17 protein-coding genes are annotated in these 21761 nt (G+C 72.9%); 12 read left to right on the top strand and 5 right to left on the bottom strand.

Annotated features, from left to right (window positions below; all coding sequences use genetic code 11):
* Positions 1 to 110: 110 nt before the first annotated feature.
* The 3 genes from ACNF49_RS25690 to ACNF49_RS25680 all read right to left on the bottom strand — a co-directional run bounded on the left by ACNF49_RS25690 (position 111) and on the right by ACNF49_RS25680 (position 5301).
* Positions 111 to 674: an MFS transporter gene (locus tag ACNF49_RS25690; RefSeq protein ID WP_482945260.1), complete on the bottom strand. Its 564-nt coding sequence runs from the start codon at positions 672 to 674 to the stop codon at positions 111 to 113.
* A 236-nt stretch (positions 675 to 910) separates the two neighbouring features.
* On the bottom strand, positions 911 to 2386 hold the full coding sequence (locus ACNF49_RS25685; RefSeq protein ID WP_482945259.1) for a trypsin-like serine protease: 1476 nt from the start codon (positions 2384 to 2386) through the stop codon (positions 911 to 913).
* Between the two features lie 104 nt (positions 2387 to 2490).
* Positions 2491 to 5301: an ATP-binding protein gene (locus tag ACNF49_RS25680; protein ID WP_482945258.1), complete on the bottom strand. Its 2811-nt coding sequence runs from the start codon at positions 5299 to 5301 to the stop codon at positions 2491 to 2493.
* 152 nt (positions 5302 to 5453) lie between these two features.
* On the opposite strand from ACNF49_RS25680, the gene ACNF49_RS25675 reads away from it, so the two are divergent.
* Positions 5454 to 5975 carry a protease inhibitor I9 family protein gene (locus ACNF49_RS25675; RefSeq protein WP_482945257.1) on the top strand — a complete coding sequence of 174 codons (522 nt, stop codon included), beginning with the start codon at positions 5454 to 5456 and terminating at the stop codon, positions 5973 to 5975.
* Positions 5976 to 5993: 18 nt separating this feature from the next.
* The gene (locus ACNF49_RS25670) at positions 5994 to 7100 is read left to right on the top strand and encodes a S8 family serine peptidase (RefSeq protein WP_482945256.1); all 1107 of its coding nucleotides are present in this window, start codon (positions 5994 to 5996) and stop codon (positions 7098 to 7100) included.
* Between the two features lie 64 nt (positions 7101 to 7164).
* On the opposite strand, the gene ACNF49_RS25665 is transcribed toward ACNF49_RS25670, so the two are convergent.
* The gene (locus ACNF49_RS25665; protein ID WP_482945255.1) at positions 7165 to 8760 is read right to left on the bottom strand and encodes a DUF1349 domain-containing protein; all 1596 of its coding nucleotides are present in this window, start codon (positions 8758 to 8760) and stop codon (positions 7165 to 7167) included.
* Between the two features lie 172 nt (positions 8761 to 8932).
* Between ACNF49_RS25665 and ACNF49_RS25660 the strand changes: the two genes are divergently transcribed.
* Positions 8933 to 9595: a response regulator transcription factor gene (locus ACNF49_RS25660; protein ID WP_357981866.1), complete on the top strand. Its 663-nt coding sequence runs from the start codon at positions 8933 to 8935 to the stop codon at positions 9593 to 9595.
* Positions 9592 to 10698, top strand: a complete 1107-nt coding sequence (locus tag ACNF49_RS25655; protein ID WP_482945254.1) for a sensor histidine kinase — start codon at positions 9592 to 9594, stop codon at positions 10696 to 10698. Before ACNF49_RS25660 ends, ACNF49_RS25655 begins: the two co-directional genes overlap by 4 nt.
* A gap of 33 nt (positions 10699 to 10731) precedes the next feature.
* Here ACNF49_RS25655 and ACNF49_RS25650 read toward each other — a convergent pair whose 3' ends face one another.
* Complete coding sequence (locus ACNF49_RS25650; RefSeq protein ID WP_498703836.1) at positions 10732 to 11028, bottom strand: WYL domain-containing protein; 297 nt, start codon at positions 11026 to 11028, stop codon at positions 10732 to 10734.
* Positions 11029 to 11111: 83 nt separating this feature from the next.
* Between ACNF49_RS25650 and ACNF49_RS25645 the strand changes: the two genes are divergently transcribed.
* From ACNF49_RS25645 to ACNF49_RS25610, 8 genes are all read left to right on the top strand, one after another.
* The gene (locus ACNF49_RS25645) at positions 11112 to 11426 is read left to right on the top strand and encodes an alpha/beta fold hydrolase family protein (RefSeq protein WP_482945253.1); all 315 of its coding nucleotides are present in this window, start codon (positions 11112 to 11114) and stop codon (positions 11424 to 11426) included.
* 474 nt (positions 11427 to 11900) lie between these two features.
* Complete coding sequence (locus tag ACNF49_RS25640) at positions 11901 to 14198, top strand: molybdopterin-dependent oxidoreductase (RefSeq protein WP_498702998.1); 2298 nt, start codon at positions 11901 to 11903, stop codon at positions 14196 to 14198.
* A gap of 42 nt (positions 14199 to 14240) precedes the next feature.
* A complete protein-coding gene (locus ACNF49_RS25635; protein WP_482945251.1) occupies positions 14241 to 14792 on the top strand; it encodes an EF-hand domain-containing protein in 552 nt (183 codons plus the stop codon).
* A gap of 188 nt (positions 14793 to 14980) precedes the next feature.
* Positions 14981 to 15166 carry a hypothetical protein gene (locus ACNF49_RS25630; RefSeq protein ID WP_357981883.1) on the top strand — a complete coding sequence of 62 codons (186 nt, stop codon included), beginning with the start codon at positions 14981 to 14983 and terminating at the stop codon, positions 15164 to 15166.
* Between the two features lie 35 nt (positions 15167 to 15201).
* A complete protein-coding gene (locus ACNF49_RS25625) occupies positions 15202 to 16752 on the top strand; it encodes a hypothetical protein (protein ID WP_482945250.1) in 1551 nt (516 codons plus the stop codon).
* Between the two features lie 63 nt (positions 16753 to 16815).
* Positions 16816 to 17397: a hypothetical protein gene (locus tag ACNF49_RS25620; protein ID WP_482945249.1), complete on the top strand. Its 582-nt coding sequence runs from the start codon at positions 16816 to 16818 to the stop codon at positions 17395 to 17397.
* On the top strand, positions 17394 to 18710 hold the full coding sequence (locus ACNF49_RS25615) for a lanthionine synthetase C family protein (RefSeq protein WP_482945248.1): 1317 nt from the start codon (positions 17394 to 17396) through the stop codon (positions 18708 to 18710). The genes ACNF49_RS25620 and ACNF49_RS25615 overlap by 4 nt, the downstream gene beginning before the upstream one ends.
* Positions 18707 to 21652, top strand: a complete 2946-nt coding sequence (locus tag ACNF49_RS25610) for a lantibiotic dehydratase (protein ID WP_482945247.1) — start codon at positions 18707 to 18709, stop codon at positions 21650 to 21652. The genes ACNF49_RS25615 and ACNF49_RS25610 overlap by 4 nt, the downstream gene beginning before the upstream one ends.
* Positions 21653 to 21761 lie beyond the last annotated feature (109 nt).

Raw genomic sequence — 21761 nt, 5'->3', positions numbered from 1 at the left:
CGCGCCGAAGGCAGATCAGGCAGGGGCGCTTGACGCGGCCGCGACGTCGGCGGCCACGCGGACCCGGCCGGAGCCGGGCATGACGACGTACTCCAGCCGCACCATGGAGGTCAGCCGGAGAAAGCGGTCACCTGCGTGAACGGTGGGCCGCGCGTGGGCGCGGAATGCGCCTGCACCGCCGAGCGCAGCCGGCCCGGCTCGGGCGCCGCCACCACGACGACCGGCCCGTGCGGCGAATGCGGGAAGAGCGCCAGGAGGACCCGGCACAGCCGCGCGGCCAAGCGGTGCAGCAGCCCCCACAGAGCGGCCTCGCCACGGGCCAGCCACAGGGCGGTCAGCCCGGTGGCCCCGGCATGCGTGACGAGCATGCCGACGCCGGGCACCAGCCCCGAATGGCCGTGGACGAGCGCGGCGTACGCGTCCGGAGCATGGCTGAGCGAGAACAGCACATGCAGCACCACCTGCATGCCGGCCAGCAACGGCAGGATCACCGCCAGCGTGCGCTCCCGCGCCGCGGCCACGACCCCGCCCCCGAACGCCAGCAGCAGCCCGCCGGCCGTCACCGGCCCCGTGACCGATCCCCCGCCGAACAGGTGCGCCAGCACGCTCAGCGCCACGCAGACCACGGCGAACACCGCGGCACGGGCGAGACGGAACGGCAGGGAGGCGGTCATAGCGGGCTCATCATCCCATCTCACCCCCTCGCCCTGGCACCCGCCATCGTGCCCCACCTCCGGCACGGCGCCTGCTCACGCACCCCGAAGCCGCCCTCGCCGAGCACGGCCCATTGGGGCGATCGCCGGTCGGCCGCTCAGGCGACCAGGTAGAAGCCGAGCGGACCGCCCGGTGGCCTCGGCGGTCATGCCGAGGGCCCCGGGATCGCCGGGGCCCTCGGCCGTCGGGGTTCGGGTCAGGAGCCGAACCTGGCGACGGTGAGGAGGAAGGTCGTGGTGCCGACCTTGCCGTCCGCGGAGGTGGCCTTGATGGTGAGCGGGTAGACGCCGGGCGGGGTCTGCAGGCCGGTGAAGAGGAGCGCGGAGCTCGTGGCGCCCTGCCGGATGGTCTGCGGGGTGAGGAACGCCTGCGCGCCGGAGGGCAGACCCGAGATGGTGAGCCTGAGGTCGCCCGTCCCGCCCGTGGCGGTGATCGACGGGGTGGTGGAGAAGCCCTGCCTGACGGTGGCCGCGGCCGGGCTGACGGTGACCTTGACGTCGCCGGACGGGGCGTCGCCCTCGACGGTGAGCGTCACCGTGGCGGTCGCGCTCTCGCCCGCGGAGTCGGTGGCCGTCACGGTGACCCGATGGTCGCCGGGCGGGGTGGTGGCCGAGGTCTGGAAGGTCACCTTGGCGGTCTGGCCGGTCTGGACGGAGGCCGGCTGGAACGTGGCCCCGGCTCCGCCGGGCAGTCCGGACGCCGTCAGGTTCACGCTCTCGGGGGCGCCGGAGGCGGTGGTGGTGACCGTGGCCGAGACGTAGGCGCCGGCGGCCACCTTCAGCGCGGACGGAGTGACGCCGACGCCGAACCGGCCGGGCTGCTGCGGCCCGAGCTGTTCCTTGACCCAGTCACCCATGTCGTTGGTGAGCCTGCTGTAGACGCTGTACCACTTGAAGTCGCTGCGGCTCCACGACGCCAGTCCGATGACCTTGCCGTCCACGACGAGCGGGCCGCCGCTGTCGCCCGGCAGGATCGTGACGTGGCCGTCGGCGTAACCGGCGCAGATCATGGTGGCCGGCTTGAAGCCCGCGCCGACGCCCTGGCACAACTGGCGGCCGTCGACGATGGGCAGGGTGGCCTTGTCCAGGGTGACGTCGCGGGTGGCGTCGTCGAAGTCCTTCTTGCCGTAGCCGAAGCCGAGCCCGTTCCTGCCGGGCGCCTCCAGGCCGGCGTCCGCCGAGGTGGCGAAGGCGGCGTACCTGCCGTCCCGGACCGGGATGTCGTCGGCGACGGTGACGACGGCCACGTCGTACCCCTGGTCGAAGTTCACGTACTTCGGATGCTTCTTGTACTCCACGACGTCGGTCCTGAAGCCGCCCGCGGCGTTGAGGTCGTCCAGGCCGTACAGGAAGGTCTTGCGGCCCTCGGCGTCGGCGCAGTGGGCGGCGATGAGGATCTTGCGCGGGGCGATGACCGAGCCGGTGCAGGACTGGCCCTGCGGACGGCTGCCGCCCTCGCGCAGCCCGGCGACGATCGCGGGGAACTCGGCGACGGTGGCGTCCTGGCCGTTGTAGAAGGCGACGCCGGCACGCGGGTCGCGGGCGGGGACGGTGTCGCCCTCGAAGTTGGCCGCCGGCCGCGTGGGGCCGGCGTCAGCCGTGACCGGGCCGAGCGGCACGAGCAGCGCGGCCAGCACGAGCGGGAGAAGACGCCGTAGGTGTGGGGGGTTCACTGTAGTCCTTTCCCAGGGGGTGTCGCGGACTACTGTCGGTGCTCGCGCCGAGGCCGAACAATAAGGGACGTCATCCGTAGGGGTACGGCATCTTGGCCCCCGGCTCATCCCTCCAGCAGGTCGGCCCTGGTCTCCTTGCCCAGTTTGCGCAGCACGCGCGCCACGTGCTGCTCGACGGTGCGCGGCGACAGGAACAGCACCTCGGCGATCTCCTTGTTGGTGCGGCCCTGGGCCAGCAGCCGGGCGACGTCCTGCTCGCGCGGGGAGAGCAGGTCGCCGTAGCCGCGCCGGCCGCGCCGCGAGTTCTGCGGCACGCCGTAGCCGCGCAGCAGGTGGCGGCAGCGGTCGGCGTCGCGGGTGGCGCCGATGGCGGCGAAGGTGCCGGCCAGCACGGCCAGGTGCTCGGGGTTGCCGCCGCACAGCGCGATCCGCTCCTCGGCCAGGGCCTGGAGGTAGGGGGCCGGCATCCCGGCGTACAGACGGCGGGCCCGCTCGTAGCGGAGCAGCGCCCCCGCCTGGTCGCCGCGGTGCTGCAGGACGTGGGCCCGGCCGAGTTCCAGGGCGGCGGCGGCGAGCGGCGCGTCCCGGTCGGCGAGGCCGCGCTCCAGCTCGTCCAGCAGGCCGGTCGCGTCGTCCATGCGTCCGGCGCCGGTCAGCGCGGCGACGGCCACGGGCACCAGCTCGCCGGTCCAGGCCCACACACCCTTGCCCCTGGCCACGGCCAGCCCTCTGTCGATCTCGGCCAGCGCCTGGGCCGGCTCGCCGCGGGCGAGGCCGAGGCCGGCCAGCGCCGCGTGGCCGCCGAGGACCACCGGGGTGATGGCGTCGTCCGGGTTGTCCACGCCGGTGGCCGCCAGCCGGCGCGCGGCCTCCTCCCAGTCGCCCCTGGCGATCGCGAGCTGGCCGAGGACCAGGGAGAGCTCGCTGGCCACGGGGAACAGGTCGTGGTACTCGTCGAGCAGGTCGGCGGCGCGGGCGGCCAGGCCGTCCCACTCACCGAGGAACCAGCCGAGCCGGACGCCGGTGGAGCGGGCGGTGCTGACCACGAAGGCCGCACCCGCCTCTGCGCCCAGCCGCAGCCCCGCGTCCAGCAGGCTCCTGGCCCGGCGGAAGTGGCCGACGCAGGTGCAGGCGTCGGCCAGGTTGCACAGCGCGCGGGCGTGCTGGCGGCGTTCGGCCCCCGGCTGGGTGGGCGAGAGCGGCAGGGACAGGTCGGCCAGGACCGCCGGATCGCCGGTGTGCAGCAGCGAGGCCAGGTGGTTGGCCAGCAGCGACATGCGCAGTTCACCGCCGGAGGCCCGGACGAGGCCGGCCACGCGCCGCGTCCAGGGGCGCAGCTCACGGACGTGCGTGGTGCCGAAATACGGCTGGGCCAGCACGGCCACCCCCTTGGCCTGCAGGTCGGGCCGCTCCTCGAGCTCGTCGAGCGCCGCCTCGATGGCCGCCCGGCCGGCCGTCAGCCCGTCGCGCTGGCGGATGAGGAGCAGGCCGAGGAACAGTCGTACCTCGCCGCGCACGGCGGTGGACAGCCGCTGGTCGCGCAGGAGCCCCTCCAGGGTGGCGGTGGGGTCGAGCTGGTCGAGGCCCGTGTGGGCGACCTGGCCGAGCTTGATGGCCAGCCGGTCCACGTCCCCGGCGGTGGTCGCGGGTGAACGCAGGAGGCGGCGCAGCAGGTGGGTGGCCGTGCTGGCGTCGCCGACCTCGGTGGCCCGGTCGGCGGCCTCCTCGCCGTAGACCAGGGCCTCCTCCTCCAGGCCGGCTCTGTGGGCGTGGTCGGCCAGCTGCACCAGCGGCCTGGGGTGCTGCTTCTCCAGGACGCGTAAGGCTCGTTCGTGCAGACGGCGGCGTTCGAAGCCGGGCAGGGTGTCGTAGACGGCCCGTTGAGCCAGCGCGTGGCGGAATCCGTAGGTGTATCCGGTCTCGTGCAGGACCCCGGCCGCCAGGGCGGCCGACAGCGCGGTCCTGGCGCGCCCGCCGGTCAGCGCCGCGACCTGCTGCAGGATCTCCGCGGTCGCGGGCAGGGCCAGCACGGCGGCGGCCTGCGCGAGCCGTACGGCGGGCAGCGGCATGGCCGCCAGCCGCTCGGCCATCGACTCGCGCAGCAGGACCGGCACCTCGACGTTCTCCAGCACCTGGCCGGGCGCCGTGCGCAGGACCTCCTCGATGACGAACGGCAGCCCGGCGGTGCGCTCGTGCAACCGGGCGGCGAACTCCGCCGAGACGTGGGAGCGGCCCAGCAGCGCGCCGGCCAGCGCGCGCACCTCGGCCGGCGCCAGCGGCTCCAGGCCGACCAGCACGCTGGCCGCGCCGGGCGGCGGGCGGTAGGCCGTTCCGAGCGGCACGCCGCCGGGGACCTCCTCGCGGCGGTAGGTGAGCACGATGCCGAGGCCGGCGGGCAGGTCGGTCATGAGGAAGCGCAGCAGGTGGCGGGTGCCGTCGTCGGCCCACTGCAGGTCCTCGACGACGAGCAGCGCGGGGCCGCAGGCCGCCAGCAGCTCGCGGACGGCGCGGAACATGCGGTGGCGCTCGGACCGGGGGTCGCCGGTGGGCTCGGGCGGCTCGGGCAGCGCCCCCGACAGCTCGGGCAGCAGGGGACGCAGCACGCCGGTGACCGGGCTCAGCCCGCGCGGGGCGAGGCCGGACAGGTGGCCGAGCGCCTCCAGGAGGGCGCCGTACAGGAAGGGCTCGCGCAGTGGCTGGCAGTGGCCGGTCAGCAGGTGATGGCGGCGCAGCTCGGGACGGGCGGTGAGCTCGCGGACCAGCCGCGTCTTGCCCACGCCGGCCTCGCCCTCGATCATGGCGACGGCCGGCGGGCGGGTCAGGGCGGTGGTCAGCGCCTCCAGCTCGCGTGAGCGGCCGATCAGCAGGGGCGGCGTCGCGTGCGTTGTCTTCCTCGCGGCCCTGGTCAATCGCATGCACCTGCCCATGTCGGACACTCTTCGCGCCCGACATGCTACGCGTGGCTGCGGACGATTCACACGGACGATACCTACCGTTTTCCGGATTGATCCCTAACGGGGAGCGACGGAGGGTTCTGCGGGAACCAGCTCACGAAACGGAGTAACCCGTGACAGATCGACCCCCCACGATCCTCTTCGGATCCCGCAACCCTGCGGCCCGCCAGTGCCGCGGCGCCGCCCCCGCCGCCCGGCCGTACGGCGGATTCCGCGCCGCGCCCGGCTCATGGCGGTATGGCGGTTACCTCGCCGTGCTGGCAGGGGTGCTGGCCGGAACGCTGCTCGGCCCGTTCGCCGCGTTGCCCGCGCGGGCGGCCGCCGGCGCCGGCCCCGCGGGCGGCTACATCGTGGTGCTGCGCGACAGCACGGCCAGGGCGGAGGTGACCAGGGCCAGGACGCGCGACCTGGCCTCGGCCTACCGGGCCGGCGTCACCCGCGTCTACAGCGCCGGCCTGCGCGGCTTCGCCGCCCGGCTGACCTCCCAGGACGCCGCCAGGCTCGCCGCCGACCCCGCCGTGGCGTACGTGACGCCGGACCGCCAGGCCCGCATCGCCGACACCCAGCAGAACCCGACCTGGGGGCTGGACCGCGTCGACCAGGCGAACCTGCCGCTCAGCGCCTCCTACACCTAGTCCGGCAAGGCCCCCGGCGTGACCGCGTACGTCCTGGACACGGGGATCTACCGAACGCACCCCGAGTTCGGCGGCCGGGCCGCCGACGGGTACGACTTCATCGACGACGACCCGGTGGCCAACGACTGCCACGGGCACGGCACGCACGTCTCGGGCACGATCGGCAGCGCCACGTACGGCATGGCCAAGGGCGTGCGCCTGGTGGGCGTCCGCGTGCTGGGCTGCGACGGCTCGGCCCCGAACTCCGACATCATCGCGGGCGTCGACTGGGTGATCCAGAACGCCGCGAAGCCCGCCCTGATCAACATGAGCATCCAGAGCGACCCCGACCCGGCCCTGGACGAAGCGGTGCGGCGCGCGGTCGCGGCCGGCATCACCACCGTGGTGGCCGCGGGCAACTTCAACGGCGCGAACGCGTGCAACTACTCCCCCGCCCGTACCGCGGAGGCGATCACCGTCGGCGCGACCGACAGCTCCGACAACCGCTCCTCCTTCTCCAACCTCGGCGGCTGCCTCGACGTGTTCGCCCCCGGCTCGAACATCACCTCCACCTCCAACTCCGGTGGCACCGCGGTGATGAACGGCACCTCGATGGCCACCCCGCACGTCAGCGGCGCGGCGGCGCTGTACCTGAGCGCCCACGCCGGAGCCGCCCCCGCCGACGTCGCAGCCGCGCTGACCGCGAACGCGACACCCGGCGTCGTCAAGAACGCCGGCACCGGCTCGCCGAACAAGCTGCTGAACATCTCGTTCATGAACGACGGCCAGCCGCCGACCTGCGGAAGCGGCACCAACGGCACGGACGTGCCCATCCCGGACGCGGGAGCAGCGGTCTCCAGCGCCGTCACGATCACCGGCTGCCCCGGCAAGGGCTCCGCCGCCACCTCCGTGCGGGTGGACATCGTGCATCCCTACACCGGCGACCTGGCCATCGACCTGGTGGCCCCAGGAGGGGCCGTCTACAGCCTGAAGCCCGCGGGCGGCATCGGATCGGCTGACGGCGTGCACCAGACCTTCGCGGTGAACACCACTGCAGAGGATCGGAACGGGACCTGGAAGCTTCAGGTGCGCGACGTCTACACCTTCGACACGGGCCTCGTCGACTCCTGGTCGCTGACGTTCTGACCTGGACGCGGGGGCCGGCCCGTGCCCGCTCGACGGCGGGCACGGGCGCGCCCGGCGTACCGGCTCAGCGGGCGAGCGGGAGATCGCCGTGACCGCGGTGTGCGGCGATCGCCACTCTCAAGGCGAACGCGGCATATCCGCAGGTCACGGCCAAGCCTGCCCATGGTGGGAGCGGGTAGTGGCCCCCCAGCAGTGACGGGTCCACGTCCACATGCGCGAACGTCGGGATGCTCTGCGTGATCGCGAACCCGGCAGCCGGGGTGATCATCAGCAGCCATGGCGCCAGCCCCGCGGTCGCCAGCAGGTACGGCACGACGACCAGCACGATCGCCAGCCCGACGGCGACGACGGCCCGCCTGACCAGCGCGGCCAGGCCGAGAGCCAGCACGGCGGCGGCCGCGGTCAGCGCCGCGTAGCCGACGATCATCCGCAGTTCGGTGCCCAGGGTGATCGGCTGGATCGGGTTCTCATGGGCACGCAACAGCGCCAGCCCGGCAGGGATCACGACCCCCGAGGTCACCAGCCCCGCCGCGAACCCGACCGCGCCGACCACCACGGCCTGTGCCGCCGGCAACCACGCCGAATGCGAACCAGCCGTCGGGCCGGTCCCGGCCGGTTCGCGAAGGTGTTCGGTCGGGCTGGTTCCGGCCGGTTCGCGAAGGTGTTCGGTCAGGCCGGCCCCGGCCGGTTTGCGCCGGTGGCCGGTGGTGCGGAACGTGGCCGCCGCCACGAACAGCGGGATCAGCCCCACGGCCCCGCCGATCAGCATGAGGTCGGCGCGCAGACCCCCCTCCACCGTGGCGGGCCCGATGTCGCCTCCCCCGGTCACGATGAGCTTCTCGCCGGACTCGACGACCCCGCCCGGGTGGTGCGGGGTCTTCCCGTCGGACTCCATGGAGACACCGACGTCGTCGCGGCGCCACGAACCGTTCGCCCCTTGCAGCCTGATCTGGTCGAAGGTGGCAGTGGCGTTGGCGAACGCCTTGGCCATGTCCCACAGGACGCCCGGCGAGGTGGCGAACAGCCCGATCTCGACCGTCTCCGGCAGCCCGGCCATCCTGACCGTGCCGACCTCGGTCCACGTCCTGCCGTCGTCCGACTCCTGGCCGGTGACGATGTCGCCGGACCTGGTCAGCCGTAGCCACTGCGGGCCGTTGTGCGGACCGCCGGCCACGTCGTGGACGTAGTTGTACTGCATCCGCACGCCGTGATCTCCGGTGAGCATGACGGCGGCGTACGGTGTGCCCTGCTTGAGGCTCGGCCTGACCAGGAGGCCGGCCTTCGCCCACGGCACCACCCCCTCCTTGACGTTGCGCACCCCGGGGATGGCGTCCGGCAGCCGGATCTGACCGGTCATGTCCGACACGCGGGCGGTGATGCTGCCGTTCCCCCTGAGCGGCTGGTGCACGAAGAAGTACTTGTCCTTCACCGCCGTGCCGTCGGGGCCCACCAGAGGCGCGGGACAGGGGCCCTCGCCCGTCCCGGTCACGCAGGAGGTGCGGACGCCTCCGGCGATCAGCAGTCCGAGCGACACGGTCACCAGCACGCAGGCCGCCACGGCGAGCAGCCGGCCCCGGGCGGAACGGAACCTGGCCCACTCCGCGCGCAGCAACTGAGGGAAGCCGTCCCGCCCGCCCGGCCGGTCGGATCGGTGAGGCATGAATGAACTCATGGCGACGGTTGTACGCCGCCCGCGGTTCCAGCCGGGTCGCGGCCGCCGCGACCTGGCTGCGACCGGGGATCTGGCATCGTTGCCCCATGGTTTCTCGACCCGGCGGCCGGTTCGGCCGCCACGTCCGCCCTCCTCGCACGACGAGCGGCGGTGAGGGGCGGTGAGGGTCCTCGTCGTCGAGGACTTCGAGGTCCTCGCCCGCTCCGTCGGAACCGGGCTGCGCCGCGAGGGCATGGCCGTCGACGTCGTCCTCGACGGCACCGCCGCGCTCGATCGCCTGGCCGCCACCCGCTACGACGTGGTGATCCTCGACCGCGACCTGCCCGGCGTCCACGGCGACGAGATCTGCCGGCGACTCGCCCACGGCCGCTGCGCGACCCGCGTGCTGATGCTCACCGCCTCCGGCACGATCGAGGACCGCGTCGACGGGCTGAGCCTCGGCGCCGACGACTACCTGCCCAAGCCGTTCGCGTTCGCCGAACTGGTCGCCCGCGTCCGTGCCCTGGGCCGCCGCGCCACCCCGCCGCTCCCGCCGACCCTGGCCTGCGGGGACATCACCCTCGATCCGGCCCGCCGTACCGCGTTCCGGGCCGGGCGGCGCCTCGATCTGAGCCCCAGGGAGTTCGCCCTGCTCGAATGCCTGCTCGCCGTACCCGGCCTGGTCGTCTCCGCCGAGGAACTGCTCGAGCGCGCCTGGGACGAGGCCGCCGACCCCTTCAGCAGCGCCGTCAAGCACACCATGCACCGGTTACGGGCCAAACTCGGCGACCCGCCCGTGATCGAGACCGTCCGTGAAGGCGGCTACCGCATCGGACCGTCATGACCTCACAGCGGCTCGCCAGGAGATCCCTGCAGACGCGGCTCGCGCTCGCCTACGCGGCGGGCTTCTACGCCGCCGGGGTGCTCGTGCTCGCCCTCGTCGCCGTCCCGCTCGCCGGCATCGACGCGGCCACACCCGTAGGCCGGCCCTCAGCGAGCGCGATCATCGAGTCCGGGCCGGGGATCAGGCTGCCCCAGCTCCTCACGGGATCCGCCGTCGCCCTGATCCTGCTGATTCCCGTCGCCCTGGCCCTCGGCTGGTTCGTCTCCGACCGGTTCCTGCGCCCGCTGCGCGCCATCACCGCCACCGCCAGGACGATCTCCACCGGAAGCCTCCACCGGCGCCTCGACCTCGGCGAACCCATGGACGAGCTGACCGAGCTCGGCCGCACCCTCGACGACCTGTTCGCCCGCCTGCAAGCCTCCTTCGACAGCCAACGCCACTTCGTCGCCAACGCCTCCCACGAGCTGCGCACCCCTCTGGCCGGCCAGCGCACCCTGCTTGAAGTCGCCGTCGCCGACCCCGATGCGGACACCGACAGCCTGCGCTCGGCCTGCCAGGAGGCCCTCGCCCTGAACGGAGACCAGGAGCGGCTCGTCCAGGCACTGCTCGCCCTGGCCACCAGCGAGCGCGGCGTCACCCGCTGGGACACCCTCGACCTGGCCCACATCGCCGAGGGAGTGCTCGCCTCCCGCCGCCGCCAGGCCACGGAACGCGGCATCGACCTCGCCGGACACCTGGCGCCCGCGGTGACGGCCGGGGACCCGCGACTGATCGAGAGCCTCGTCGCCAACCTCGTCGACAACGCCATCCGCCACAACCACCCGGACGGGCACGTGAAGGTCACCACCCAGACCTCCGGCACGCAGGTGACCCTCACGGTCACCAACAGCGGGCCGGTCGTCCCCGGCGACGACCTCCAGCGCCTCTGCCGGCCCTTCCAGAAACTGGCGTCCGATCGTCACGACCGCGGCGACGGCTACGGCCTCGGCCTCGCCATCGTCAACGCCGTCACGCAAGCGCACCGCGCCACCCTCACCGCCGGCGCACGCCCCGAAGGCGGCTTGTCCATCACCGTCCGGTTCACCCAGGCATCTCGACCTTGACCACCGTGGCAGCGGGGTGAGAGGCGCCGGCGGTTACGGTGCCGGATGGGAGCGGGCGACGGCGAGGGTGAGCGCGGTGACGTGCTCGGCGAGCGCCGCAACCAGCGCGGGCGGATTGCGGACGGTGAAGGGCCAGGGCAGGCCGGCGAGGATGCGCGCCATGGCGGGCAGGTCCTCCGCGCCGCTGACCAGGAGCACGCCGCCGTCAGGGCAGGCGTGCAGGTCGCCGAAGGTGGCCGGCAGATGGTCGCGTCCGACCAGGTACCAGCGGCGTGCGTGCACGACGAGCCCGTACGGGTCCACCTCGCGTGCGCCGCGGGTGTGCTCGATCCGGACGGTGTGCCGCGCGGACGGCCGCGGCCAGCGTCAGCGCCAGGTGTGGTTCGGGGGTCAGCGGGCCTGCCGTCGCCGAGGTGACGGCGATCAACGCGGTGATGAGCGACGAGGTCATCGACGCCAACTTCGGCGAGCACGGCCTCACCCCCGAGGACAGTACCTGGCTGCGGGTACGCGGCGTCGGCCAGCCCATCGGCACCTACCAGGACCCGGCGCCGGCCGACCTGAGCGCGGCGCAGGGGCTGCCCCGTACCTACATCGCCTGCGCGGGCGACCCGGGCGGCCCGCCGCACCTGCCGGGCCTGGAGGTGATCACGCTGGACGCCGGGCACTGGCCGATGATCACCGAGCCCGAGCTGCTGGCCCGGACGCCGGACAAGGCGGCCCGGTGAAGACGCAGGAGCCACTGGACGGCCTGGCTGCCGAAACCCGGCGCCAGGCACCGTGCCAGCATGATCTGTTTGTCGGCTGGTGAACCGTCTGCACCGAGACCACCGTCCACACCCGGACCGCGCAGACGACGACGCCGCAGCCTGACCTCACCGGTGCGAGGGGATCTCGCACACGGCGCCGACCGGAAGTCCTCCGGCCACTCCGGCACGCATCAGCCACCTCGCAGGCCCTCTGACGTGGCCTCCTGCCCTGCTCCCCGCGGGGGGCCGCAAGAAGGGCCGCGTTCAACCGGAGACGCCGCGCGAGGTGCAGAACGAGCCGGTGCGCACTGACGGGATTGAGCAGCAGGGCATGGGGGAAAGTCTCCGTCCTGCGGGCCGCCGACTGAGGTGGAGCCCCCTGCGACGCAAGCAACCGCTGGTCGAAAGCAGGGGGAGCTTCAGGGATGGGGTTGATGCATGGTGGAACGACGCATGTCGGTTGCGACGCACTGGGGCAGCTTCATCGCGGTGGTCGATTCCGGGCGATTAGTACGAATTGAGCCGAGGCGCGAAGACCCCGTGCCGTCGCCCATCGGCCCCGGAATGGTGACAGCCGCCGACGACGGCGCTCGCGTGCTGCGCCCCGCGGTGCGCAAGGGCTGGCTCAACGGCGAGCCGCGCACCCACGACGCGGCCAGAGGCGCGGACACCTTCGTGGAGGTGAGCTGGGACGACGCGATCACGCTGGTGAGCGATGAACTCCGTCGAGTGCGTTCACAGCACGGAGACAGCGCGGTGTTCGGCGGGTCCTACGGCTGGGCGAGCGCGGGCGTGTTCCACAACGCGCAGAGTCAGCTCCACCGGTTCCTGGCGCTGGGCGGGGGTTTCACCGACTCTCGCAACACCTACAGCACTGCGGCGCTGGAGGTCATCCTTCCCCATGTGATCGGCGGGCATCCGTGGAGCTACCAGTCGCGGATGCCGATGTGGGACGAGATAGCCGACAACTGCGAGCTCGTGGTGGCGTTCGGAGGGCTGGCCCTCAAGAACAGCCAGATCAACCCGGGTGGGCTGGCCAGGCACCAGACGCAGAACCTGCAGCGACAGTGCCGTGCGGCCGGGGTGCGGTTCGTGAACGTCAGCCCCATCCGCAGCGACGTCGCCGGCTTCCTCGACGCCGAGTGGCTGCCCGTCATCCCCAACACCGACACCGCCGCGATGCTGGGCATCGCCCACACGATGCTGGTCAACAGGTGGCACGATGAGGACTTCCTCCACCGGTGCTGCGTCGGGTTCGACCGCTTCGCCTCCTACCTGACCGGCGAGCTCGACGGCGTCCCCAAGGATGCCGCCTGGGCGGCGAGGATCACGGGTATCGGTCGCGAGACGATCATCGACCTCGCTCGCCGCCTCACCGAGCGACGTTCTCTCATCATGGTCAACTACGCGGTGCAGCGGGCGGACCACGGCGAACAGCCGATCTGGATGTCTGTCGTGCTGGCCGCCATGGCCGGATCGATGGGCCGGCCCGGCTGTGGCTGGGGAGCAGGTTACGCGACGATGGACGCGACAGGCGTTGCCAGAGGCCGCCCCAGCGTGGCTGGGATACCCGGGGTCCCCAACCCCGTCCCGGACTTCATCCCTGTCGCGAGGATCGCCGACACCCTGCTGCATCCGGGTAGGACCATCGGCTACGACGGCCGGCGCCTCACGTTGCCGGAGCTTCGCCTGATCTACTGGTGCGGCGGGAACCCGTTCCACCACCACCAGGATCTCCATCGGCTGGCCCGAGCCTGGCAGGCCCCTGACACGGTGGTGGTTCACGAAGCCTGGTGGAACACCACGGCCAAGTTCGCGGACATCGTCCTGCCTGTCGCCACCAGCTTGGAGCGCGACGACTTCGCCGCCGGATTCTCCGATCCTCACCTCGTCGCGATGCCCAAGGTCCGCGAGCCGGCGGGAGAGTCACGCACCGACCATCACATCTTCACCGCCTTGGCCTCCCGGCTCGGATACGAGCAGGAGTTCACGCAGTCGCGCTCCGAGATCGAATGGGTCCGGCACCTGTACGAGCAGACGAGGGCCAACCTCGGCGACGACGCCGCCCTGCCGAGCTTCGAGGACTTCTGGGACAGCTCCACCGCTGAGCTGCCGGCGTTGACCGGACCGTTTCCCGGCAGCTTCGAGGCGCTCCGCTCAGATCCGCAGCGTTTCCCCGTGACGACGCCGTCGGGCCGGATCGAGATCTTCTCCGAGGAGATCGACTCGTTCGGCTACGACGACTGTGCCGGGCATCCGATGTGGTTCGAACCAGTGGAGTGGCTCGGCGCCGATCTGTCGGGCCGATTCCCGCTGCACCTGATCTCGAATCAGCCCGCCTCGCGCCTGCACAGCCAGTACGACAACGGTGGCCACAGCCTCCATTCGAAGATCCGTGGCCGTGAGCCCGTGACGATCAATCCGCTGGATGCCGCCTCGCGCGGCATCGAGAACGGCATGATCGTACGTGTCCACAACGACCGAGGCAGCTGTCTGGCGGGCGCGGTCCTGTCGGACGACGTCATGCCGGGCGTCGTACAACTGTCCACCGGAGCGTGGTGGGATCCGGTCCAGCCGGGCCTGAGCGGAACATTGGACCGCCACGGCAATCCCAATGTCCTCACGGCGGATCGGCCGTGCTCGCGTCTGTCCCAAGGACCGAGTGCCCTCAGCGCGCTGGTCGACGTCGAGCCCTACGACGGCCCTCATCCCGATGTGCTCGCCTTCACCCCACCGCACCTCGAGCATTGAGCCGCTTGCTTTACCGTAATCAATCGAATACTTTGCGTAACCGTGACTGCACTTCAAAACCTCAAGTACGGCCGGTGGTTCAGGGGCGCCGACGTCGACGGCGACGGGTTCATCACCCAGCGGGACGTCCGAATGATGAGCGAGCGTTACATCGCCGCCCGCGGCGCCGAGCCGGACTCCGAGACCGCCCGCCTGCTCACCCAGAGCATGGACACGTTCTGGGCGAACGTGATCGCCCCGATGGATCACGACGGTGACGGAAAGGTCGATCTGCGGGAGATGACCGAAGGGTTCAGGCGGGCCCTGACCGACCCCGCCCTGTACCCGCAACAGATCGAGCCGGTGACCGACCACTTCTTCGACCTCGCCGACCTCAACGGGGACGGCAAGATCGACCAGGCGGAGTTCCAGCAGATGTTCGACTCGGTCGGCGGCGTTCCCGGCGAGGACTGCGCCGCGGTCTTCGCCGCTCTGGACCGGGACGGCTCTGGCGTGCTGGACCGCGCCGAATTCCATCAGGCGGTCACGGAGTTCTTCTACGGCAACGACCCGGACGCCCCCGCCAACCACCTGTTCGGCAGGGTCGCCGGCTGACGGCCCACGATGCGGCCCTACCCGCGACGCCCACACCCCTGCCGGTGTGGGCGTCGCGGCGTGAAGCACATCGGATTTCCGCAGGCCGGCGCCCGGACGGAAGAACCTTGAAGAAGCCGATGGTTCTCTCTTGCCCGACGTCGAGCAGGACCAGCATCGATCCGATGAGACCGATGAGGGGAGTACCGATGGGGCAGAGCATCAAGGGGCCGATGGTCCTGCGCATCACCGAGGGTGAGATCGTCGACAGCCAGCTGTCCGAGGACGATATGAGAGCGCTGAGCGACAAGGGCGAGGGAGCCGCCGGCCTGGCCAGGGTCAGATGCCCCGTCCTGTACTGCGCCGCCATGTACGACTCCGGCCTCCAGCGCTGAGACCGCCGGTGAACACCGCTCAAGCAAGGCGGCAGATGGAGGAGATCCTCGCCGGCGACCGCCCGTTCGGCGACTGCGACTACATCCGTCAGCGCACCCGCCTGCACTACCGCCACCGTCTGCTTCTGCTCAAGGAGCACTCCAAGGGCGCGCATCTGCTGCTCGCCGCACAGGAGGACGCCTCCGACGACCGGCACCACCAGGTGCTGGGCGACCCGGCGGTCCGGGTGGCGACGGACACCTGGCTGAGCGCCGTGCTCGGCGGCCGTGATCTCCCCTGGCCGGAGGAGGAGCTGGACACCGTCCTGGAGACCGCGGCCGCTCAGAGTCCTCGCGTGACCGTGCCGCCGCTGGCCGAGGGCGCCGCGGACCTGGTGAGGCTGCACGAGGCCGCCTGGCCGTGGGTGTGGTCCGAGCCCCGGGCGGAGGTGGATCCGCTGGGCGAGTTCTTCCGCCGCGTCTTCTCCGCGAGCTTGCATGGGCTCACCCTGACGAGCCCCGAGGGCCGCGTGCGCGAGACGCTCCTGCGGGGTGCGGAGCTGCTGCACGAGCTCTGCCCCAAGCTCGCGCGCAGCGCGCTGAGCCACGTGCACCTGGTCGTCGTCGCCGGCAAGGAATCGCCGCCCGAGTCCGCGTCGCCCGAGTCCGCGTCGCCCGGGTTCGCGTCGCTCACCCATCCCCGCATCCCGGGGGTGATCTTCCTGTCGGCCGCCGTGCTGGGCGACGCGTGGCAGGCCGCCGAGTATCTCCTCCACGAGGCGATGCACGTCAAGTTCACCGACCTCGAGCACACCCACTCCCTGCTGGAGGAGGGCTACGACGCGGCGGTGTCGCCGCTGGTCCGTCCGCACTGGAACAGGGCCAGGCGGGAGGCTGGTGAGGGCTGGCCGGTCGATCGTGCCCTCACCGTGAGCCACGTCTACACCACCTTGGCGCTGTTCCACTCCACCGTGGCCGCGAGGCACGAGGAACTGGCCGACCGGTACGGGCCCATCGCCGGCGCGGACCCCGCCCGGCAGGCAAGGCGGTCCTTCGACCGGGCCCAGTACCTGCTTCACTGTCTCGGCCGGCACACGGAACAGCTCGGAGCCGGTGGCCGGCTCTTCCTGCGCTGGCTGGGCGGGATCAACGAGGCGTTCGACCCGTCGCCCGCGCCGCGGGGCGCGTACGCACACCTCGTGCTCGACCTGTACGAGCGTGAAGCGGACACGATCCGGAGGGCTCTGTCCCGCCCGGACGCCGGAGGCGCCGACGAGGACGCCGCCGCCCTGCGGAGCGCCGCGAGGCAGGAGATCAGCGGGTGTCTCGCCGTTCTGGCCGCGACCGGCGAGCCAAGCGGTCAGCGGCAGGAGCTGCAGGACCAGGACAGGGTGCTCGCGGAGCTCGAATCCTCGGGGGCGTCGTTCCGTGACAGCGCCGAGGCGTTCCTGCGGACGAGGGACCTGGTGCTGCGGGCGTTGGGGCCGGTGCCACCCGCCGCGTTCCTGGGCCCCGTGCCCGACCGGCCGGAGGAGACCGTCGCCGAGACGGTACGGGCGATGGCCGAGGAGTCCGGCCGCCGCCTGGGCGCCCTGCTGGAGCGCTGATCAAGGGGTCGCGGGGCCACGTCCCCGCGACCCGGCAACCGCGGACGTCAAGGAGCACAGGCGATGCCCGACGAGGACGAGAAGGCACCGGGGAGTGCCGGCAGATCACAGGACCCGATCGTGGAGAGGTTGCGGCCCGATCCGGCGCAGGCGCCCGCGGCGGTTCTGCGCATGACCGGCTTTCTCGGCGACAGCGACCAGCCGGACCACCGGCGGCTCTACTTCACGCGCGGGCTCGACTACTACGCGGAGTTCCGCACCGGCGACGTCATCGACATGACCACGGTCGCCCGCCACGAGGAGCCGTTCCGGGGCGAGGAGGCCACCCAGGTGACCCTTCGCCGCGACGCGATGGTGGAGTTCACCAGAACCCGTACGGGCCGCTCTCTCGACGAGTTCGACCTCGACGTGCGGATCGGCCGGTCGGGGAGCGGTCAGTGCATCCCGGGCCTGACCGACACCCGCGAGCACGACTGCCAGGAGCCGACGGCGGCGGACGGCGGGGACTGCGTGACGCCGGGCACCTGCCAGCCGAGCTGCGAGACCTGCGTGACCAACTGCGGATCCTGCTACGAGAGCTGCGTCATCGCCACCAATTGCGGTAACTCCGTGACGTGCGACGCCGGGTGCGGTGGGAACGGGTGAGCGCCGTCACGTCCGGGCCGGCGCAGAGGTGTGACGCCGCCTGGCAGAGCCCGCTCGACCCCGACCGGCAGGCGTCGGCCCTCCGCGTCGCTCGCGACGTCGCCGCGCGGGTGACCGACCCGGGCCGGGTGGCGGCGGCGCTCGCCGCGTCCGTCGAACAGACCCGGTTCCCGAAATCCCTGGCCCGCAGGCCCTACGCCGTGGCGGACGGCGACGCGGGCCTCGCGGTGACCTGCGCCTATCTGGACGCGTGCCTGCCCGGCGAAGGCTGGGACGCGGTGGGCCACCGGTTCCTCACGGCGGCCGCGACAGGCGTGGAAGCGGCGCCGGCGGGCCTGTTCGCCGGGTTGAGCGGGCTGGCGTTCGCCACCGTGTCACTGAGCAGGGACGGGACACGCTACCGGCGGATGCTCGCCACGCTGGACGACGCCCTCGCGCCCCGAGCCGCGGCGATCGGCAGGCGGCTCGGCGAGAGCCGCGAGCCGGGCCCGGTGAGCGCGTTCGACCTGATCTCCGGCGCCTGCGGGACAGGCGCCCACCTGCTGACGCACGACCCGCACGGCATCCTCCCGGAGATCCTCGCGGGGCTCGTGACGCTCGCCCGGGAGCAGGAGCCGCCCGCCTGGATGACGCCCGCCCACCTGATGGGCGACGAGACGATGTCGCGGCTGCACCCGCACGGCGCTGTGGACTGCGGTCTCGCGCACGGCATCCCAGGGCCGCTCGCCCTGCTGTCGCTCGCCCTGCGCGCGGGCATCGAGGTGCCGGGCCAGGCGGAGGCCGTCAGACGGATCGCCGACTGGCTGGTCGCCCACCGCGCCGGGGACGACTGGCCCGCGTTCGTACCGCTGACCGGCGAGGGACGGCCCGGCCGGGCCGCCCCGTCACGGAGCGCGTGGTGCTACGGGGCCCCCGGGGTCGCCCGCGCCCTGTGGCTGGCGGCCCAGGCGCTCGACGACGGCCTCCTGGGCGAGCTGGCGCTGGAGGCGATGGACGCCGTCCTGCGCCGCCCGGCCGAGCGGCGCGCCATCCCGTCGCCGACGTTCTGCCACGGGGTAAGCGGCCTGCTGCACATCGTGCTCCGCTTCGCCTGCGACACCGGCCTGTTCCGCCAGGAGGCGGGCGAGCTCGTGGACGAGCTGCTGGCCGCCTACCAGCCGGAACGGCCGCTCGCGTACGCCTCGCTGGAGCCGCAGGGCAACTCCGTGGACCGCGCCGGGGTCCTGGACGGCGCGGCGGGCGTCGTCCTGGTGCTGCTGGCCGCGGCGACGGACGTCGAACCGGCCTGGGATCGGCTCTTCCTCCTGTCATGACCCGCGCGAACCGGAGCCTGTACACGCCGATGGACTGGGCGCTGGTGCGCGCCCCGCTCCTGCCGGTGGACGCCGCCGTGCGAGCGGGCGAGCCGGCGGATCCGGGCCGCCTGCTGCCCGGCGCCCCGGCGGTGGTGGCGGCCCTCCAGGTGGCGAGCGGCGATCTGGCCGCCGCTCTGGCGCGAACGCCGCCCGGCCATCCCAAGGCTCGGCGGATCGGCCGCAAACTGCTGCGCTACCTCATCCGCATGAGCACGCGGCCGACCCCGTTCGGCCTCTTCGCGGGGGTCGCCCTGGCCGACTGGGGACCCTGCACCGACCTGGCCCTCGCCAAGCGGGAGCCGCGCACCCGCACCCGCCCGGACCTGGGCTGGCTCATGGACCTGGTCGCGCAGCTCGAAGCCGACCCCGACGTCCGCGCCCGGCTGCGGCTGGTGGCCGACCCCTCTGTGCTGGTCCGCGCCGGACGGGCGTTCCCGGCGGGCGGCACGGCCTCCGTACGGGCCACGTCGGCGGTACGGCGGGCGCTCGCCCTCGCCCGCGCGCCGGTCTCGCGTGCGGAGCTCGTCGAAGCGCTGATCACGCTGCCCGGCGCCACCCCGGAGAAGGCGGACGGGCTGGTCGAGGACCTGCTCCGGCAAGGGTTCCTGCACCACGACCTGCGTCCGCCGCTCACCCGCGACCCCCTCGGCCACGTGCGGGAACGGCTCGCCGGCCACCCCGTCGCAGAAGATCTCGCCGAGTTGCGCGCGGCCCTGCGGGAGTGGGACGCCCGCCCGCTCGGCGAACGGGCCCGCACGTGGCCGGGCCTGCTGGACCGGATCACCACGATCGTGTCCCCCACCGACCCGCGCAACCTGCTCCAGACGGACCTCGCGCTGCCGCTGTCCGGGACCGGCCTGAACAGGCGGATCGGGGCGGAGGCGGCGGTTGCGGCCGAGCTGCTGCTCCGGCTGAGCCCGCACCCCGCGGGACCGCCCCACCTCGACGCCTGCCGCCGGGCGTTCGAGAGCCGCTATGGCGCGGACCGCGAGGTCCCGCTCCTGGAGCTGGTCGATCCGGACTTCGGGCTGGGCCGCCCCACCGACGGCGGCAACCAGCTCCACGCGCCGACCACCCGGCACCGGCTGCTGACCGACCTGGCGGTGAACGCCTGCCGTGACCGGGTGACCACCGTCGAACTCGACGACGACCTGCTGGAACGCCTCCAGACCTGGACCCCGGCGGCCGCGCCGGCCCCACCGACCCTCGACCTCGCGGTCCTGGTGGCGGCCTCCAGCGCCGAGGCCGTGGACAAGGGCGACTTCCTGCTCGTCGTGGGCCCGAACCTGGGCGCGACCGCGGCCGGGCGCACCCTCGGACGCTTCGCCGACCTGCTCGGGCCTCCGGCGGCCACCGCGCTGGCGCGGGCGGCGGAGGCCGAGTCCCGGCACGCGCCCGGCCGCCTCCTCGCCGAGGTGGTCTACACGCCGGAGCGTGCCCGTTCCGGCAACGTCGCCGTACGCCGCTGCGGGCACCGCCACGAGATCCGTCTCGGCCCTTCCACCGGCCTCGCGGAGGAGTGGGTCGTACCGGTCGACGAGCTGGTCGTGGGCCTGCGCGACGGCCTGTTCACCGTCCGGTGGCCCGCACGCGACGTGGAGGTCGTCGCCACGCAGTGCCACATGCTGAACCCGTCGCACGCGCCCCCGGCGGCCCGCTTCCTGCTGGACGTCGCCCGCCACGGCCGGTGCGTGTTCACCTCGTTCGACTGGGGACCGGCCGCCGGTCTTCCGTTCCTGCCCCGGATCCAGCGGGGCCGCGTCGTCCTGTCCCTGGCCCGCTGGCGAGTCGATCCCGCGGCCCTGCGCGAGCCGGCCAGCCTGGCCGCCTGGCGGCAGGCGCACGGCGTGCCCCGCCACGTGTACCTGGCCGGTGGCGACAACCGGCTGCTGCTCGACCTGGACGACCCCGAGCAGGCCGAACTGCTGCGCGACGAACCGCCAGGACGTCCCGTTCTGCTCCAGGAGGCCCTGCCCCACCCGGATCACGCCTGGCTGCCGGGCCCCGAGGGCTCCCACCTCAGCGAGGTGGTGGTGCCGCTCGCGCTCAGGGAGCGACGGACCGTCCCGCCGCGGCGCCGGAGTCCCGCCGTCGTGCCCGCCGGGGCCCGCGCGCGGCCGCCCGGCAGCGACTGGCTCTACCTCAAGCTGTACGGCCCCCGCCGTTTCCAGGACGAGCTGATCGTCGATTCACTGCGCCCCTTCGGGCAGTTCGTCACCGGAGCGGGGCTGGCCGACGGCTGGTTCTTCCTGCGTTACGCCGATCCCGACCCGCACCTGCGCATCCGCTTCCACGGCGACCCCGCCACGCTGCTCGGCCCGCTCATGCGCCACGTCTGCGACTGGGCGGCCGATCTGATCTCCACGGGCGCGTGCGCGACCTTCGCCTTCGACACCTACGAACGCGAGATCGAGCGGTACGGCGGCCTGGACGACATGCCGGCCGCCGAGGGCGTCTTCATCGCCGACAGCCCGGCGGTAGCCGGTCTGCTGGCTCTGTCCAGAAACCACGGATTCCCCTACGACCCGGCCACCGTGGCCGCGCTCAGCGTCGACGACCTGCTCGACGGCCTCGGGCTGGACGTCGAGCAGCGCACGCGCTTCTACCGTGACGGCGTCTCCCGCTCGCCGGACGGCGGCCGGGACTACCGCAGGCGCTCCCGCGAGCTGCGCCGGCTCCTGGGCGATCCGGGTTCGCTCGGCACGACACCGCACGACCGGGCCCTGACGTCCCTGCTGGCCGTCCGCCGCCGGAACCTGCCGTCCGCCCGTCCCTCTTCCGCGGTGTGCCGCAGCCATGTGCACCTGCACTGCAACCGCTTGCTCGGCACCGGCCACGAGCTCGAACACCGCGTTCTGGAGCTCCTTCGCCGCACTCGCGAAGGTCTCGCCCACCGGTGACCGCGGCGCTCAGGCGTCGGTCACCACGCGCCCCCGCGTACATCTGTCCGGAAAGCCGGGAAACCCCCGTCCCGGCGAGAGCCCCCGGCCCTCTCGCGGTTCAAGGGGC

The sequence above is a fragment of the Actinomadura sp. ATCC 39365 genome (assembly GCF_054392275.1).
The sequence above is the reverse complement of the archived record's forward strand: the minus strand, read 5'-3'. Positions and strand labels throughout refer to the sequence as shown.

What these genes read in the sequence shown, in the direction of transcription:
- ACNF49_RS25610 (WP_482945247.1), top strand. Translation starts at nt 18,707, where the DNA reads ATGACCCGCGCGAACCGGAGCCTGTACACGCCGATGGACTGGGCGCTG.
- ACNF49_RS25690 (WP_482945260.1), bottom strand. Translation starts at nt 674, where the DNA reads ATGACCGCCTCCCTGCCGTTCCGTCTCGCCCGTGCCGCGGTGTTCGCC.
- ACNF49_RS25680 (WP_482945258.1), bottom strand. Translation starts at nt 5,301, where the DNA reads ATGCGATTGACCAGGGCCGCGAGGAAGACAACGCACGCGACGCCGCCC.
- ACNF49_RS25655 (WP_482945254.1), top strand. Translation starts at nt 9,592, where the DNA reads ATGACCTCACAGCGGCTCGCCAGGAGATCCCTGCAGACGCGGCTCGCG.
- ACNF49_RS25630 (WP_357981883.1), top strand. Translation starts at nt 14,981, where the DNA reads ATGGGGCAGAGCATCAAGGGGCCGATGGTCCTGCGCATCACCGAGGGT.
- ACNF49_RS25640 (WP_498702998.1), top strand. Translation starts at nt 11,901, where the DNA reads ATGTCGGTTGCGACGCACTGGGGCAGCTTCATCGCGGTGGTCGATTCC.
- ACNF49_RS25665 (WP_482945255.1), bottom strand. Translation starts at nt 8,760, where the DNA reads ATGCCTCACCGATCCGACCGGCCGGGCGGGCGGGACGGCTTCCCTCAG.
- ACNF49_RS25625 (WP_482945250.1), top strand. Translation starts at nt 15,202, where the DNA reads ATGGAGGAGATCCTCGCCGGCGACCGCCCGTTCGGCGACTGCGACTAC.
- ACNF49_RS25620 (WP_482945249.1), top strand. Translation starts at nt 16,816, where the DNA reads ATGCCCGACGAGGACGAGAAGGCACCGGGGAGTGCCGGCAGATCACAG.